This window comes from Methanosarcina spelaei (assembly GCF_002287235.1).
Classification (GTDB): domain Archaea; phylum Halobacteriota; class Methanosarcinia; order Methanosarcinales; family Methanosarcinaceae; genus Methanosarcina; species Methanosarcina spelaei.
Map to the genome: position 1 here is coordinate 28,107 of NZ_LMVP01000112.1, position 15,931 is coordinate 44,037.

A 15,931-nucleotide genomic window follows, 5' to 3' on the forward strand; every position below is an offset into this window, starting at 1 on the left:
ATGACTCTGCATATTTTTCGGGCTTAAGCAGTTGCCTGGAAAATAGGCAACTTTTAGTTTTTAAAGTTTCCATAAATAGAATTTTTAGGTTTTTATAATAATTTATAAGTAATCTTTCTCATTTGGAAGTGATTTTTTCCATTTGGAAGTAGCCGTTTTTCATTTAGAGGAGTTTTATCTTATCAAACTCCCTTAAAATAATGCCCTGTAGTATACTCAACTCCCTTTGCAGGTTTCAACCTGATTTCTTTTCCTGCAAGAGCTTCTTTGTATGCTTTTATAATCTCTTTTATCTCAGCCTGAGTATTGAATGAAAGGTCAAGACAAAGCACATCCACACCGTAATCTTTCAGGTTTTTGACGTACTTCAGCATATCAAGCACTTTTGAGTTATAAATCAGGGTCCGGGTCCCCAGGCGTTCTACCGGAAATTCGGAACCTTCCTGGTCAACAAGAAGCACTTCGCTGTCCTTTCTTACAATTCGTCTATCAACAAGGGGCTTTAAAAGGTCATTTTCCGTAATTAGCATGAGTTCTCTGCCGTAAACAAAAATTTCGGTCTGTCCTGAGCTTTTACATATTTGAAGTGCTTCGCAGATACTTTTTATTTCGCTCAGGTTCAGTTCACTTGAAAGAGTTGCTCTGTACGCTCCTGCCTGGTAGAAGGTACTGGCTGTAAAAGAGTTGAAAATATTGAACTCTTTTCCTGCGGTAAAGGGTATTGAAAGCTCTTTTGCAAGCTGTACGGCCCCTAACTCGGAACAGGCTATTCCGAAGCCTGCCTCTTTAACTTTTTCCAGTAGGGGTTTGAGTTTATCCAGTTCATGATCATGACTTATAAGGGGAACCCGGAAAACAATTTCAACCCTTTCGGCTTTCAAATCTTCAAGCTTTTCTGCATTTTCTGGCGCAGCAAGTTCTTCAAACTTCGAAACTGGAATATAGATAATATCTGCACCGACAAACGCAGCCTCAAAGAGAGAAGAAATTTCATTTACTTCAACACTAAGAAGGAGCCGCTTTGAAGCTGATTTTTTGCCTATTGTCTTATTGTGGGCCTCACCGAGAGTCTCACTTACGGCTGGAGGTTGTTTATCCTGGCCACTCGCTTCAATGCTATGGTTTTGAGAGTTACACAGGTAACTGAAATCTTCAAGCTCCGGGTGTTTTTGCTCTCTTTTATCTCCACTGAGGACTTTCTCAAGCAGGAGGTCTGCTGCCTTTCTCCTTGCATTTTTCAACACACCAACCGGAATGAAAATGTTTTCATCAGCTTCGATCTCAACAGAAACGGCCTCAAAGGAAGTATCCCCAAGGCTTTCCATCGTTTTTCTTATCTGCTCGGTCGTTGTTGGGGCTTTTTCAGCTTTCTGGACGATGTAATTGCCCGTAAATTCTAAAACGAGAGCCTTCTCTCTTCTCTCTTCTGTGGTCTCTCTGGGCTTTTTACATTCTTGTCCGATTACAACAGTAAATTGCTCTCCTTTCCTGGCTCTTACTTTCAGGTTTACAGGAAGTGTTTTCAGTTTAGTTTTTTGAAGGGCATCGAGGAGCTGAGTGTCTGTTGTGAGGTAGAGCTCATCGCCTCTCTGGACTGCTCTTCCGGTCTTCGAGCTGATTTCAAGCCCTACTTTTTCACCTTTTTTCGCACTTTTTATATGCTCATCTGAAACTGTGATTATGCCTGTAACTGCTGAGCCAAGCATTCTCTCTCGCGTGAAAATACTTATACCGTCTTTTACCTGGATGTCCTGGTTCAGCCGAACCGTAAGTTTTGTGTTTCCTTTTGACCGAGAAATATCCAGGACTTTTCCAAGGAACGCCCCGTAGTTTGAACTGTATTTTGGATGAGATACGCCTTTTTCTCCGAGTATGAAGCCCCTTGTAAAGCCTCTGTAAAAGAGTTTCGCAAGCTCGGCGTCTCTTGCTTCAAGTTCCTCTTTTGTCGGGTTCTCTCCCGGGCTGCAGATTCCTTTGACTGCAGCTTTATAGGCAGCGGCACTTGCAGTAACGTACTCGGGCTTTTTCATCCGCCCTTCTATTTTTAGGCTTACAACTCCGGTTTTTATGATATCCTCAAGCCCTGTAAGTGTGGAGAGTTCGGCACAGCTTATGGGATAACTGCCTCCAATATGTCTTTCGTCAACTTCTCTGCCGTTTACCACGAATCTGTACCTACGTCGGCAGGGCTGGGCACAGGCTCCCCTGTTTGCGCTCCTGCCATGCAGGAAACTGCTGAAAAGGCATTTGCCCGAATAAGAGTAACAAAGAGCTCCATGTACGAAAACCTCAATTTCTGCGTTTGAATGGTCTACTATATCTTTTACCTCAGCTGTGGTAAGTTCCCTTGAAACTATTACTCTTTTTGCTCCCAGACCTGCTACAAAATCGACTCCTCCTCTATTATGGATAGTCATCTGGGTGCTTGCATGAATCTCGAGGTCCGGATAGATTTCATTTAAATGCCTGAGAAGCCCAAGGTCCTGAAGGATAACTGCATCGATTCCGGCTGCATATGCGCAGTCTACTATCTCAAGAGCATGTTGCAACTCTTTTTGTTTGATCGGGATATTGAGGGCCAGGTAAACCAGAACTCCATGTGAGTGTGCCAGTTTCACGGCCTCGTCAAGATTCTCAATAGTGAAATTCTTTGCACCCTGACGGGCATTAAATTCACCGACCCCGAGATAGACTGCATCAGCTCCTCCTCGAATTGCAGCAAGCAGGGCTTCTTCGTCGCCTACGGGAGCCAGGACTTCAGGAGGAGTACAGGTATAATCAGGAGTGAAGGTATAATTTTCAGTAGACATTTTTGATCAGTTTGTTCTTTCCGACTGGAAGGTTTTGTAATTATGAAGAGAAAACTATGCAAACGATTTGTACTAGAGGTTTAACAACATGCAGGTAAATAAATAAAGGTGAATAAAGGCAAGTAAAGGAATAAGTTCAATTTAAGACGTAAAGGTGCTTCTCGCATAAAAAATGGATGGGTAAGCCCATGATTTATTACTGTAAAGAAAACTTATTGCAAACCTGAAATTTTAACTTACTATTGTCATAAATCTGATCTTATTGTTTTAAATCTGATCTTATTGTTTTAAATCTGATCTTATTGTTGTAAGTCTTATATTATCTTTGTAAGTCTTATATTATCGTTGTAAGTCTTATCTTATCGTTGTAAATCTGATCTTATTGTTATAGAGCTGATTTTTTGGATCGGTAGCTGTTCGATCTCAGATTCATTTCCTCTTATTTGCAAATTTAATTGCCTATGAGTAAATCTAATGTTTTTCCAGAGTTTTTACTTAGATCCGAACTATTTTATACATTTTTAGTTTTAGACCTATTGTTATGCTCTTGCTTAAACTCGTTCTAAATTATCTACTTAGGTGCTTTTAAAATCCATATTAAATAACCTGTTAAAATAAAAACGAGTGCAAATCTATATATAGATTCGTAAATATTTTTTACTATATAGAATTAGCTGTGACCAGATAACTATCCGAATCTGGTTTTACTTGCTTTGTTGCATGATTGCGCAGGATTCTTAGTTCGTTTGAATCCTCTTTACTCTTTAAACGGTGAAGCTTCGTAAAACGAATGAGTGCTGCAGGAATGCGCACAAATTAACCCCAGATTATACGCAGTTACCAGTTCGGCATAGACAGACTAATTAATTCTGCAACAAGGCAACAATACTTGAATCTGCGTATTTTCAGAAGCTTCGTCCAGGATGAGTTATGACCTCATGCAAACTATTTGAGAGGACCTACTCTTACTGCCTCGGTCCTTCAAGAATAGGTAAAACTTTAAGAAAACACCAATCTCTACAGAAACACAATATAATATACTTCTCTTTGAACAGGTTTTTCCGCCTGACAACGGTAAAAATAGTCCCGGAATCTCAAAACCAGGTCTCTGAAATGAAAGTTTCAGAGTTTCAAAACCAGGCCTTTGAAAAAATGGTTTTGCAGCATAAGGAGGGCCTGGTATGGTAAATGATGAAGAAATGAGATCCGGGAATATAGTGAGTTTATTCCTGAAGTTTGCATTTCCGACCGTTGTTGGAGTCGTCATTGCCGGGATCCAGGGAATAATTGATGGCTTTTTTATAGGAAACGCTATCGGTAGCCAGGGGCTTGCAGCAATTACCCTCGCCTATCCCGCTTATCTAGTTATAATCGCTATAGGGGTGATTATTGGAATCGGTGCATCCAGTCTGACAGCCCTGCAGCTCGGAAAAGATAATCTTAGCCAAGCCCTGGATATAGTACACAATGCTTTTTCTCTATGTCTTTTTACAGGAGTAGTTTTTACTGTAGTCGGACTGGTTTTCTGTGAAACCTCAATCAGCATCCTTGGAGCCAGCGGGTCTGCTCTAGCTTTTGCCCGTGATTACCTGAGGATTATCTTCGCTGGCTCGATCTTTATAATCCTTTCAGTTGCCCTTGAACCGCTGGTAAGGAATGACGGAAAACCCAGGCTCTGTATGAATATCATGATTGCAGGGGTAATTGTAAATCTTGTGCTTGATTACCTTTTTATCATGCATATGGGCATGGGAATGGAGGGTGCCGCTTTTGCCACAATAATTTCCTTTGCTCTCCCGGCATTACTGCTCACGAATTACCTTTTTGGCAGGGGGGCAAAAATGAAACTCAGGCTTAAAGCCATGAAATTCAAACTCAGCACCCAGATCCAGATCCTTGGAGCCGGACTTCCGTCTTTCGTGATGCAGTTCTCACTGGCTCTTGTGCTCTTTGCGCATAATTATATGCTGCTCAGGTACGGTTCCGAGCTTGCGGTCTCAGCCTACGGCGTTATAGGGTATGTCTTTTCAATTTTCTCCATGCTTTTCGAGGGAATAGCTCTGGGAGTACAGCCGATTATAGGTTTCAATTACGGAGCTGGCTATTACGAAAGAGTTTCGAAAACTTTGAAACTGACAATTCTTTCATGTATCCTGACAGGAGTTGTCGGATTTCTATTAATTTCCCTCTTCCCCGAAAAAGTGATACAGATCTTCAGCCAGGGAGATTCTGAACTTCTGGAAGTTACCCTGCGAGGAATGGATATTTTCATATTCTCTTTGCTCGTTGAAGGTACTGTGCTCCTCACTGCCATCTATTTCCAGTCAATAAACCGGGTCAGAGCAGCACTCTTTATCTACCTTGGAAAGATTTTTGTTGTTCTCTTTCCTCTGCTCTTTATCCTGCCGGTTTTCTTCGGCCTGGATGGAGTGTGGGCTGCATCTCCGGCTACGGAGTATATAATGATGCTGGTAGTTCTGGTAATGCTTTCAAAGGAATTCAAGCTTCTCAGGCATGATGCAAAGGTAGAATCCAGGCACTCAGCCGGTACAACAAAAGTATTACCTGTAGTCGGAAATAGCGGGAAAGCTGATATTGAGGAAAGTTCTAGATTTGTTACTTTCAGGCCTGCCGAAAAAGGAGATATTTCGTGAGAGACTTTTCCCAGAAATCCATGCTTTTGGAATCCATGTTTCTGAAATCCAACTTTTAAGGCTTTAAAATGGAGCAAAAACTCTTCTCCATTTTACTTTTATATCTTTGATTTCAAACGGAAACTTTAGATGAAATTTCAGATGGAAGCGTCATCTCACGCTTCTGCTGTTTGCTTCTATTATTTCATTTTTTCAAGAATTATAACCCATCAAATCCTGTCAGGAGTTTTCATAAGATCAATGCTTCTATGGGTCTCACTGACTATGCATTCAACTTTTTTATCCTCAAGCCTGCCTTTTTCTTGCATGGAATAAACGCATTCAATAAAATTTTCAAGCTCTGTCAGTGATTTTTCTTCCTCTCCTTTTCCCAGATAAGCGATTGCACTATCTAGCTTTGCATTGAGAACAGTTGCTGTAGAGGGTTGCAGGCACAGGGAATTTAAGTAGTTTTTGAGTTTTTTCAGTCCTTCTACAGGCTCGATTGACCCTGTTTCCTCAGAGGTTTCAAGTGTGAACATATATATGTTGTAATGTTGCCAGTATCCGTCGCGATTATCTACCCAGACTATCCTGTTCCCGTAAATATCAGGATCGGACTGTGAGGATCCTTCAGTTACAACCGACATTTCTTTTGAAGTAGAAAGATCATACATGTAAATGTCGCTGTCCGGATAAGCACCTGAATGTTTCCTACGGTAATCTACCCATACAATTTTATCTCCATAAATAGCCGGGTTAGCCTGATTATATTCATTTGTGGTAATCTGAGACTCTTTACACGTAGAAAGGTTGTACATGTAAATATCCGCGTTTCCGTTACGCATATCAGTCCAGACTATTTTATCATCGTATATTACAGGACCAAGCTGATCTGATTCATCTTTGGTGAGCTGAGTTTCCCTGGCAGTGGAAATATTGTACATGTAGATATCATTGTTTCCCTGCCCGTTGCGGCTGTCTGTCCATACAATCCTGTCATCGTAAATAGCAGGATATTGCATTAGCCCGCTGGTTGTGATCCGGGTTTCCCCGGAAGTGGAAAGATCATACATGTAGATATCGTATTTTCCATTTCGCATATCAACCCATACAATTATATCCTCATAGATATCGGGCCCTATTTTATACGATCTGAAGTTAGTAACTCTTCTTTCCGTAAGAGTAGAAAGATTATACATGTAAATCTCTGGATATCCATTCCGGCTATCTATCCAGACTATCCTGTCCTCATAAACCGTCGGATCATACCCGTCAAATTCGTTAGCAGAGACATTTGACATCGTGGAATTTGAAAGGTCGTACATGCAAACATCGGCGTCTGTTGTACTGTTATACCATACTATTTTATCACCGTAAATAGCAGGACAATAGTGCACTGTTACTCTTTCACTGGTCGTGACCTGAGTCTCTACTCCTGGTGCTGCCTCCACTTCCTGAGCTCGATCATAAGACGATATTTCTGTTACTGCTTCTGTCGATGCTTTGGTTTCTGTTTCTGTTTCTGTTTCTATTGCTGTTTCTGTTTCTGTTTCTATTGCTGTTTCTATTTCTGTTTCTACTGCTGTTTCTACTGCTGTTTCTATTGCTATTTCTGTTGCTGCTGTTATCCCCACACTCCCAAATAATAAGAAAACTAGAACGGAAATTAACAACCCCGGTTTAATCTTCATAATGCCCCCCAAATGATAAAAAACTTGGAAATTAATTTTCAAATTAAAATAATATTTTCATAAGTCTATATTAATGAATATGAAATAAATGTAAGAACTTAATAGATATTGTTTTAAAATTAGTATTTGACCAAAGAAATTCATTTTTAACCTTACTTACCGTTATTTTTCCTTCAGTTCTTTTTTCTTTTGATTCCTGAGGTTTCCTTCCTGTCTGGCTTGAGGGATAAAAATATCTCTCAGCCTTGTTATTAACACATAAAATGAAAAAGGCTGGTATTCTAAGTCGCCTTATGGTAACTCTTTGCCAGGTGGCAGAGGAGATTCGTTAATATGGAAAAAACAAAAATCCTGGAAAAAGTTTTCAAAGTTTTTCTTATCTTTGTACCGCTGAGTCTGTTCGCAGAATATACACACTCTTCGCCCATAGCAATATTTGTTTTAGCTTCTCTTGCGATCATACCGCTTGCAAAATTTATCGGTGAATCGACAGAGGAGATTTCGGCATATACAGGCCCAGCGCTGGGTGGGTTATTAAACGCTACCTTCGGGAACGCGACAGAATTAATCATAAGTTTTTTTTCCCTGCAAGCAGGACTTACTGAAATGGTAAAGGCATCGATTACGGGATCCATCATTGGAAACCTGCTTTTGATTCTGGGCATGGCATTTTTCTTCGGAGGCCTTGGAAAAGATGAGCAGAAATTCAATACGACAGCCGCAAAGACAAGCGCCTCTACTCTCTTTCTTGCAACAGCAGCTATTGTAATGCCGGCTGTCTTCGTTCTGACTTCAGAAAACCCTTCAGCCGAGACGATCGAGACCTTAAGCATTGCAGTTTCGGTCATTATGGCCGTGTCGTATCTGGCGAGCCTGCTTTTCTCGCTTCACACCCACAAGCACTTATACACTGTCGACACGTCAGAGTGCGTTGCCAGGTGGAGCGTCAAAAAATCTGTTTCGATTCTTCTCGCATCAACCGTTACGGTTGCTGTTATGAGTGAAATCCTGGTCGGCTCCATAGAGCCGCTGGCTGAAAGCTTCGGCTGGACTGAACTGTTCATAGGTATGATCTTCATAGCAATTATCGGAAATGCTGCGGAACACGTCTCTGCCATCACAATTGCAATTAAGGACCGGATGGATCTGTCACTTCAGATTGCAATTGGCTCGACAACTCAAATAGCTATGTTTGTCGTGCCGGTCCTGGTATTCACAAGTTATTTCTTTAAGAACCCCATGAATCTGATTTTCACCACCTTCGAACTTGCTGCCATAGTCTCTGCTGTTTTAATGGTCAAGTCCATAATCGAAGACGGCAAAAGCAACTGGTTTGAAGGACTACAGCTTCTGGGAACATATGGAATAATGGTTGTGGTCTCTTTCCTTCATCCATAAACGACAAAAAATAAGCGACAAAAATAGGAGTGCAATAGCCAGGAAAGACCGAAAGTTTGCCAAATACTTATATTTCTTATGTATCTTGCAGACTCTGTTCCAAAATCCAGTGATTTTTGCATTTTTGATAGAAAGTCTTAATTAGCAAGAAGAATCCAGTTTTTATCAAAATCGATATTCGCTATCTAAAGACTTGAATCACTAAGTTGTATTACATGGATGGTGACCATTTATAAAATCTAGTGATTTTGAGTTTTACATTCATCACTAGATTTTGGTACTGAGTCATCTTGCAAGTAACTGTATTGAACAAGTAGAGATTTTCGGTCAAGCAGTTTTTTTAAACGGCTTGCGGTCATTTTATCTTTATCAGTATTTTTCGCTCAAGCCTTTTTTTAAAAGGCTTGCGGGCAAGCAGTTTTTTTAAACGGCTTGTGATCAGGCCGTTACTATGGGTTTTTGATCAAACTTTTTTTGAAAAAGTTTGCGGTTCTGCTGAAAAAGAGTTAGTTTTTCTCACTGTATTTCAAGAGGTTACTCTTGAAGTAATCCTTACTTATGTTGTTTTTTCCAGGATAACAGCAGTAAGGGTTTTCAAATTTGGAATCCGTTGTAAAATAACAGGCTCCTCTGCATCCACCCCTGCAAATATCTCCTTTATTGCAATCTTTGCAACTGCCTGTCAGCATACTCGTATCGAAATTTCTATTATAAGCAAAATTGCCTTCTTTATACCAGATTTCGGATAAGGATTCCTCACGTAAATTACCTTCTATGAACTCGTCCGAATAGAGTGACTCGCAACCTTTAACATTGCCTGTACTACCTATCCCGACAACTCTCAAACCTGCCTGACATCCTGACCATGAGCATATTGTTCCGAACTCGCCCCTTAAGTATAATTCATTCTCATCAAAATATCCGATGTTGTCTCCTGCATAGATAGCAATCTTCTGTTCTTTACGCTTTTCTCGAATAAATCTGGTAATCAGGGGTACTTTTGCAGGGTCGAGGAGAAGATTTTTTTTATCGGCCATGTTTCCCATAGGGTTAACGATCTGCATCTGCCAGAGCTTTATTCCCTTTTCCACAAGTAAATCGTACATTGGCCATAAATCCTCAAAGTTTCTATCTATCAAACTGGTTACAATAGCTACAGGGATGCCTTCTTTGTTAAGTATCTCCAGGGCTTGCATTACTTTTTCGAACGAAGTGCTTACATTTCTCATATTGTTATGATTGCTTTCCATTCCGTCAAGAGAAATTCCCACGTTAGTTAGTCTGGCATATTTTATCTGGGCAATTTGTTCATTTCCAAGTAAAAACCCGTTGGTAATAAGATTAACAGCAACCCCTTTCTCAGATAACTTCCTTGATATTTTTTCCCATCCCTCATACAGAAAAACCTCGCCTCCAATGAGAGTTACCTGCTTGCATCCGAGATCTGCCAGTTGTTCGGCTACGTTAAGACATTCATCAACCTTGAGTTCATTTTCTCTAGCTTTTCCTGCTATAGAACCACAGTGCTTGCACTTCATGTTACATTTTAGTGTAAGTTCCCACACACAAAATTCAGGTTTGTATTCACTTGTATTCATCTCTATTACTCCATAAGAGCAACCTGATCCGAAGCCTGTAAGATGGATCTGAGCATTCTGACATTCTATTGATTTAAATATTATATTAAAAATATTATTCAGACTTTAATCTGAAAAAAGTTTAAAACATATGGGGATATTAATTCCCCTCAAATTTTTTCCTATCAGGGTTTATGCATTTGCGAAACAAAGTCAAGAACATGTAAGCTTGTTAAAATCAGTACATTTTAGATTTTTGGTTTTTTGCTACTGATTTTGTCGTTCAACCCACAAGTTCTAGTTCAATTTCATTTTAGAGGCACACCGTATAAAGGTCTGACAATGCCGTAAAGAGGTACAGGTCGAGGTTCTGTTATCGGTAGTCCGATGTATACCTCTCCCCCGGACCCAGGATACAACATCAGAATATTTTTGCTAATAATCACTATTTCACTCTCCTTTATCACTAATGTTGGTTAAAACTGGATTGTGTAATTATTACTATTCAAGCAATATAATTAATAGGGAAATTCAATTTAGAAACATAAAGTCTTCTTAATTATCTATAAAGATGGCAAATAGTTATCAAAAAACAATAATTATTATCAAATTTAACTTATAGATTGCCAAAACTTCATTCCATTGGATAACTGCTTTGGGATAAATGAGAAAGGTCTGCTATATGAAGAAAGAGCTTTTGGGTACGTTTTTTCTATTAATCCGTTTTTTTGCATTCAAAATTAGTGAAGAATTTCAGGTAATTCCTGTTACTCTATTTCATATCAACACACGAATATAATCTTTGAAGTCGCGGTAGAGACAGCAAAATATTGCAAATTGAAACCGGCAGCATGCAGGCCAGGTCATATTTCAACTGTGCACAAAATTTTAGAATAAAATATAGTTTCTTCTTCATGCTTTAATGGATGTAAATTAAAAAAAAGTATGTTAGGGACTAAATAGATCAGGTGAGGCAGGTAATCAATCCAAAGAGGTAACCATCAAAAGCAATGAATCTAAACACATTTATAAAGCTTTAACTGATATTATTGGAAATTACGAAGGTTCAACGACCTGTTCAAAAAAAGAGTATAATTATGCTTTTAGTGAGTTTCTTGAGAAAAATAGATGGGATATTAGTGTTGAAGGAAAAATCTTCGTATATTATAGGACAAGATGGTGTAAAATTGTTGATAATGATCATGAAAGTGAAGTAAACGCTATTATGGAGAACTGATTATGAAACTTAAGCTATTCAGTATGCTTTTTGTTGCTATGCTCGCAATTCCATTAGCTTCGGCTACGGGAAATTATGTAACTCCTACAAAAGAGCAAGTCACCCAGGTCATGCTCGATTACAACCTCAGTAACCAGAACAATTCCTACCAACTAGCCTGCGAAATCGGTCAATATGTTTCAGAAGAGTATGGTTGGAATTGTGATATCAGAGAACTTAATTTCACAAAACATAATCCGATTTATATCAATGTCTTCTATCCGGCAGCCAGTAATAAAAAAGGATATGAGGCGTACTACGGCTGGTTCGGACCCCAAAAGAAGGAAGTAACAAACTTTTATGACAAGAGTAAAACCGTGTCGTATAGAGACTGGGGGTCTTCCAGGAAGTTTGATTGTGGAATTACGGGAGTTACCAGTTATAACATTCTGAAAAGTTATTTTGGGAACACGTCTGAACAGACAACCGATCCCGTGCCGCCAGATTCAGAAAGTACGCAGCCTGTTGAGAAGAATGACTCAGGAATACAGAATATTGTAAACGGATCTGCCAATACTGTGAATAATCAAGGTATTATAGGTACGATAGAACAGTACTGGTTTGATTTTAAGAATGCAAATTTGTCGAATGTAACTTTTAATTTCTTCGGGGGTAATTAAAGCCCCTTTCTTTTTTGGTGAAATTACTTTGAAATTGGCTTTAGTATTGAACTTCTGGCTTTGTTGAAATCTAAAGCTCAGTTATTATAAAAAGAGTTTTAAATAAAGTGCTTCTTCCATTTTTTTACTACAAAAACATTGGAGCACCTAAAATAAGTGATTCCAAGTAACAGTAGAAGTATTAAGTTTGAACTTATTCTGAAGACTATTTAGTCTTCCAGACTGGATCCATACGTAAAAATGCTGCTCTTCGCTGTTTCGAGTGGGTAACTTGCATTGGTCTCTTAAAATATCAACGTAACATATGTAAAATTTAGGAACACTTATGATTGAAAATCACATTCAAGCTTGATGTTTCTCTTTTTGCCGGGTTACTTTGCAACTGGTCAATTATTTTCAACCCACATAAAATAGCGAAGAGCCGTAATTATCTTATATCCCATTTTCCGCAGTATTTTTTGAAAATCAATACTTTTCCTGATTACGCTTTTGCAACAGATTTAAGTAATTTATACACTTAATTGCACTTGATAAAAATTGAATAATATCATTTTGGTCTCTAAATACACTATATTTGCTTTTACCTCTGTATAAAAGTTCAGTAAATTCGTGTTAAATTGAAAATTGATAACAGAAAAAACCATGAAATCTGAAAATTTACTACGGAAAGTGGGATTGGTAGTAGACTGCACAACTACATATACATACTGTATAGGGGTATAAATGAGAAATATACTTTATTTTTTAATGGCATTTTTTATAGTGGCAATGGTTTCATGTGCTGGAGCAGTTACAATTACAGTAGATGACGATATTGAGGGAGCAAATTATAAAAGCATACAGAATGCTGTTGACAACGCAACTGATGGTGATATAGTTCTTGTTTATCCAGGAAATTATACGGAAAATGTGTATGTAAATAAAGAATTAACAATTACTTCTCTCTCTGAAAATCCAGTCGATACCATTATTTATGCTGCTAACTCTGAAGATGACGTATTCAATGTTGTAGCAGATAACGTAACTATTAATGGCTTTGGTATAAGTGGTGCTAGAACAGATCAGTATGGAGACGATAAAGCCGGAATTTATTTTGAGGGAGTCAACAATAGTGTCATAAAGAAAAATAATGTTTTTTCAAATGGTTATGGCATTTTTTTGTTAGACTCGTACAACAATACGCTTACTGAAAATGATGCATATATGAGTGGAATCGGTGGGATTTTCTTATGGAATTCAAGTAACAATAAGCTGAATTATAATCTCATAAACTCGACTAATCATGATGGCATCTATATATACACATCTAGTAGTAATAATGAAATAAGTAATAATACTGTCAGTTATGCTGGACTTGGGATTAAATTGGTTTATTTATGTGAAAACAACACGATTACTAATAATACTATATCAAACACTAATTTAGGAATTTTTCTTAGAGAATCAAGTCGTAATTTTCTGATTAGCAACGTTGCAAATCTTAATGGCTGGAGTGGTATAGATCTTGAGTACAGTACAGAAAACAGACTATACAACAACACTGCAAATTTTAACAATAATAATGGAATATTTTTGGTAGAATCAAGTGACAATAAGTTAGATTATAACAATGCCTCAAATAATATGGAATATGGCATAAACATCAATAACTCCAGCAGGAACAACATATTAATTGGTAACATTGCAAATTCAAATGGTAAGGAAAATATTCATATTGTTGATCCAGAAAACAATACAGTAAACAGTTCAGGTCAAGAATTGCCATTTCAAGGCTCTATATTAACAATTATTGCAATTGCAACTACGGCTTTAATTCTTGGGAAAAGATGCAGATAAGATAGCATAAATAAAGATAACTAATCAAACTCGCCTTGACAGAAATCCACAAAATACCATTTATTTTCGCTTTGTGATCAATTTTTGGATGAACAGTAATCACCAGTTTACTATAACTCTTATTTCACACCAGTCCCTTGAAGATAACTCTTGAGGCTGCGGTAGAGACTGCAAATATTGCAATTGAAATTGGAAGCATGCAGGCAAGGTCGTATTTCAACTGAGTCCGGTCTCCTCCGTATTCCACCGAGCCTGCAAAACGAGTAAGGATAGCACTGATCAGGACAATATAAACCCCTATTGCAAGCAGGAAATGGTCAGGAGAGATTGACTGGGAAAAAGCTGCCTGTCCGATTTCTACTGGCATTCCTGACATGTCGGCAGGAATTCGGTTTACCCTTTCGGCTACTTGGTTCAGAATTTTCGTAATAACCTCAGAAAGGGCAAGGGTAATTCCTGCAATAAGTGGGGCGAAAATCACAGCAGTAGAACGCATAGTTGAGGTGACATCGTAAAGGGAGCGCCGAATTCTTTCTTCGACTGTTCCAAGCTCTTTCAAATGGTCTGCAAGTTTTATAATCGAGGCGCCTGCAGCTTCATGGTTTTTGTGGATGCTTTCCGTAAAAAGGAGCATTGTGTTCCGAATTCTTTCCGAATATATGTGTCTGAAGGCTCCGAAATCTTCGTCAAAAATTGCGGCTTTGAGATTTGTCCTCATACTGAGCAGGTTCATTGAAATTTCCTGAAAGGCTTCTCCGATTTTTGAGCCTTCCATAGTCCTGGCAGTATGGGCAAAAGCTTCTTCAGGGGCTTTTCCTTCGGAAATTCTCCTGCCGAGTACAAAAAGGGAATCTGCAAATTCCTGTTCCATCTTTTTTATTCGGTCTCTTATCTTCTTGTAAGGGACAGCCGAGAAATAAAGGTAAACTGAAATCCCGATTGTTCCACCCAGAATAAGCGGGAGCGTAGGTGAAAAATATCCTTCCAGGGGTGCGGTTGCTACTATTCCTCCTGGATTTCCTAACCTCAACAGGAGATATCCTAAAGGTGCTATAATGCAGAGTAGCAGGACTGAGAGCGTTAAAGCAAAGCGTTTTTTCTGCTTGATATCTGCAAGCTCAGGATGAGAATCCGGAATTTGCCTGGGAATAAAAGCAACCGGTCTTTGCATAAGAATATATTCTGAGTAGAGGGCAGCAAGAGCCGGAAAAATCAGGTCATAGAGGAAGATAAGGTCTATTATTTCAGGTTTCATTCCTACAACTGTAACCGCAGGCAGAAGAGCTACAAGGGCGAGTGGGATCAGAATGAAAATCGAGTAGAGAATATAACTTGGGGTCTTCAGTTTTGCTGCAAAGGCATCCATAAGACTTTCCGTGCCTTCGAGGCTTATGTCCAGGGCACGGTTCAGGGTTATAACCCTCTGAGCCTCATCAGGTTCGGCTGTCGAGCTCTTTATAAGATGGAGAGAACGTTTGAAATATTCGCTATTTCTTCCCCACAGGTCGGCAAAAGAAAGGAGAGCATCATCCATGCTGCTGTAAATCCTGAGGTTCAGGTCCCAGGCTAGTTTTCTCAGGTCCTTTGCAAGTGGCCTCTCGGAATTTCGGGCTGCAAAAAGTACGGCATGTTCCAGGTTAGGAACAAGTTTCATGGACATGACTATATAACTCAGGATTTCAGGAATGTCTCCAAGTGAGGAGATTTTCATAAACCCTGCTCTGAGTTTCACATACTCGCTCAGGTAATAGAGCGTTAACAGAGGAACGACAAAGGTAAGGATTCCCATTATAGTAAGTACTCTGGCATCAAAACTTCTTGAAAGCATCAGGAAAAGGTCTACTGTTGCCAGCAGGATTAAAGTTGCAAAGGTTCCTGCATAGGAAAAGAGGACGGTTTCGAAAGCTTCAAGTTCATAACCGGTAAACCTGAGAGCATCCCTGTACTCCCGGCTTACACTCTTTTCGCAGCGCTTGCGGAAGGCAGCAGGGTCAGGGACAGCTAATATCCACTGCTTTGCTGTGGTTTTGCAGGCTCGCACATACCAGTTGCTCTCTTCGTCCATATTTTTTACCTCTTACAACATC

Annotated in this window: 9 protein-coding genes; 4 read left to right on the forward strand and 5 right to left on the reverse strand. The window is 39.2% G+C overall.

Annotated features, from left to right (window positions below; genetic code table 11):
- Positions 1 to 182: 182 nt before the first annotated feature.
- The gene (locus tag ASJ81_RS07510; protein ID WP_095643944.1) at positions 183 to 2,810 is read right to left on the reverse strand and encodes a DUF3656 domain-containing U32 family peptidase; all 2,628 of its coding nucleotides are present in this window, start codon (positions 2,808 to 2,810) and stop codon (positions 183 to 185) included.
- 1,181 nt (positions 2,811 to 3,991) lie between these two features.
- On the opposite strand from ASJ81_RS07510, the gene ASJ81_RS07520 reads away from it, so the two are divergent.
- Positions 3,992 to 5,464, forward strand: a complete 1,473-nt coding sequence (locus ASJ81_RS07520) for an MATE family efflux transporter (RefSeq protein WP_095643946.1) — start codon at positions 3,992 to 3,994, stop codon at positions 5,462 to 5,464.
- Positions 5,465 to 5,673: 209 nt separating this feature from the next.
- Here ASJ81_RS07520 and ASJ81_RS07525 read toward each other — a convergent pair whose 3' ends face one another.
- On the reverse strand, positions 5,674 to 7,137 hold the full coding sequence (locus ASJ81_RS07525; RefSeq protein ID WP_095643947.1) for a hypothetical protein: 1,464 nt from the start codon (positions 7,135 to 7,137) through the stop codon (positions 5,674 to 5,676).
- Positions 7,138 to 7,470: 333 nt separating this feature from the next.
- On the opposite strand from ASJ81_RS07525, the gene cax reads away from it, so the two are divergent.
- Positions 7,471 to 8,535 (forward strand): calcium/proton exchanger, encoded by a 1,065-nt coding sequence (gene cax / locus ASJ81_RS07530; protein ID WP_095643948.1) that lies wholly within the window; start codon positions 7,471 to 7,473, stop codon positions 8,533 to 8,535.
- Positions 8,536 to 9,041: 506 nt separating this feature from the next.
- On the opposite strand, the gene ASJ81_RS07535 is transcribed toward cax, so the two are convergent.
- The gene (locus ASJ81_RS07535) at positions 9,042 to 10,133 is read right to left on the reverse strand and encodes a radical SAM/SPASM domain-containing protein (protein ID WP_095643949.1); all 1,092 of its coding nucleotides are present in this window, start codon (positions 10,131 to 10,133) and stop codon (positions 9,042 to 9,044) included.
- A 287-nt stretch (positions 10,134 to 10,420) separates the two neighbouring features.
- Positions 10,421 to 10,558: a hypothetical protein gene (locus tag ASJ81_RS22685; protein WP_170943231.1), complete on the reverse strand. Its 138-nt coding sequence runs from the start codon at positions 10,556 to 10,558 to the stop codon at positions 10,421 to 10,423.
- A 793-nt stretch (positions 10,559 to 11,351) separates the two neighbouring features.
- Here ASJ81_RS22685 and ASJ81_RS07540 point away from each other — a divergent pair.
- Positions 11,352 to 12,008: a hypothetical protein gene (locus tag ASJ81_RS07540; RefSeq protein WP_095643950.1), complete on the forward strand. Its 657-nt coding sequence runs from the start codon at positions 11,352 to 11,354 to the stop codon at positions 12,006 to 12,008.
- Positions 12,009 to 12,731: 723 nt separating this feature from the next.
- On the forward strand, positions 12,732 to 13,844 hold the full coding sequence (locus ASJ81_RS07545; protein WP_095643951.1) for a right-handed parallel beta-helix repeat-containing protein: 1,113 nt from the start codon (positions 12,732 to 12,734) through the stop codon (positions 13,842 to 13,844).
- A 124-nt stretch (positions 13,845 to 13,968) separates the two neighbouring features.
- On the opposite strand, the gene ASJ81_RS07550 is transcribed toward ASJ81_RS07545, so the two are convergent.
- The gene (locus tag ASJ81_RS07550; protein WP_095643952.1) at positions 13,969 to 15,909 is read right to left on the reverse strand and encodes a hypothetical protein; all 1,941 of its coding nucleotides are present in this window, start codon (positions 15,907 to 15,909) and stop codon (positions 13,969 to 13,971) included.
- Between the last annotated feature and the right edge of the window lie 22 nt (positions 15,910 to 15,931).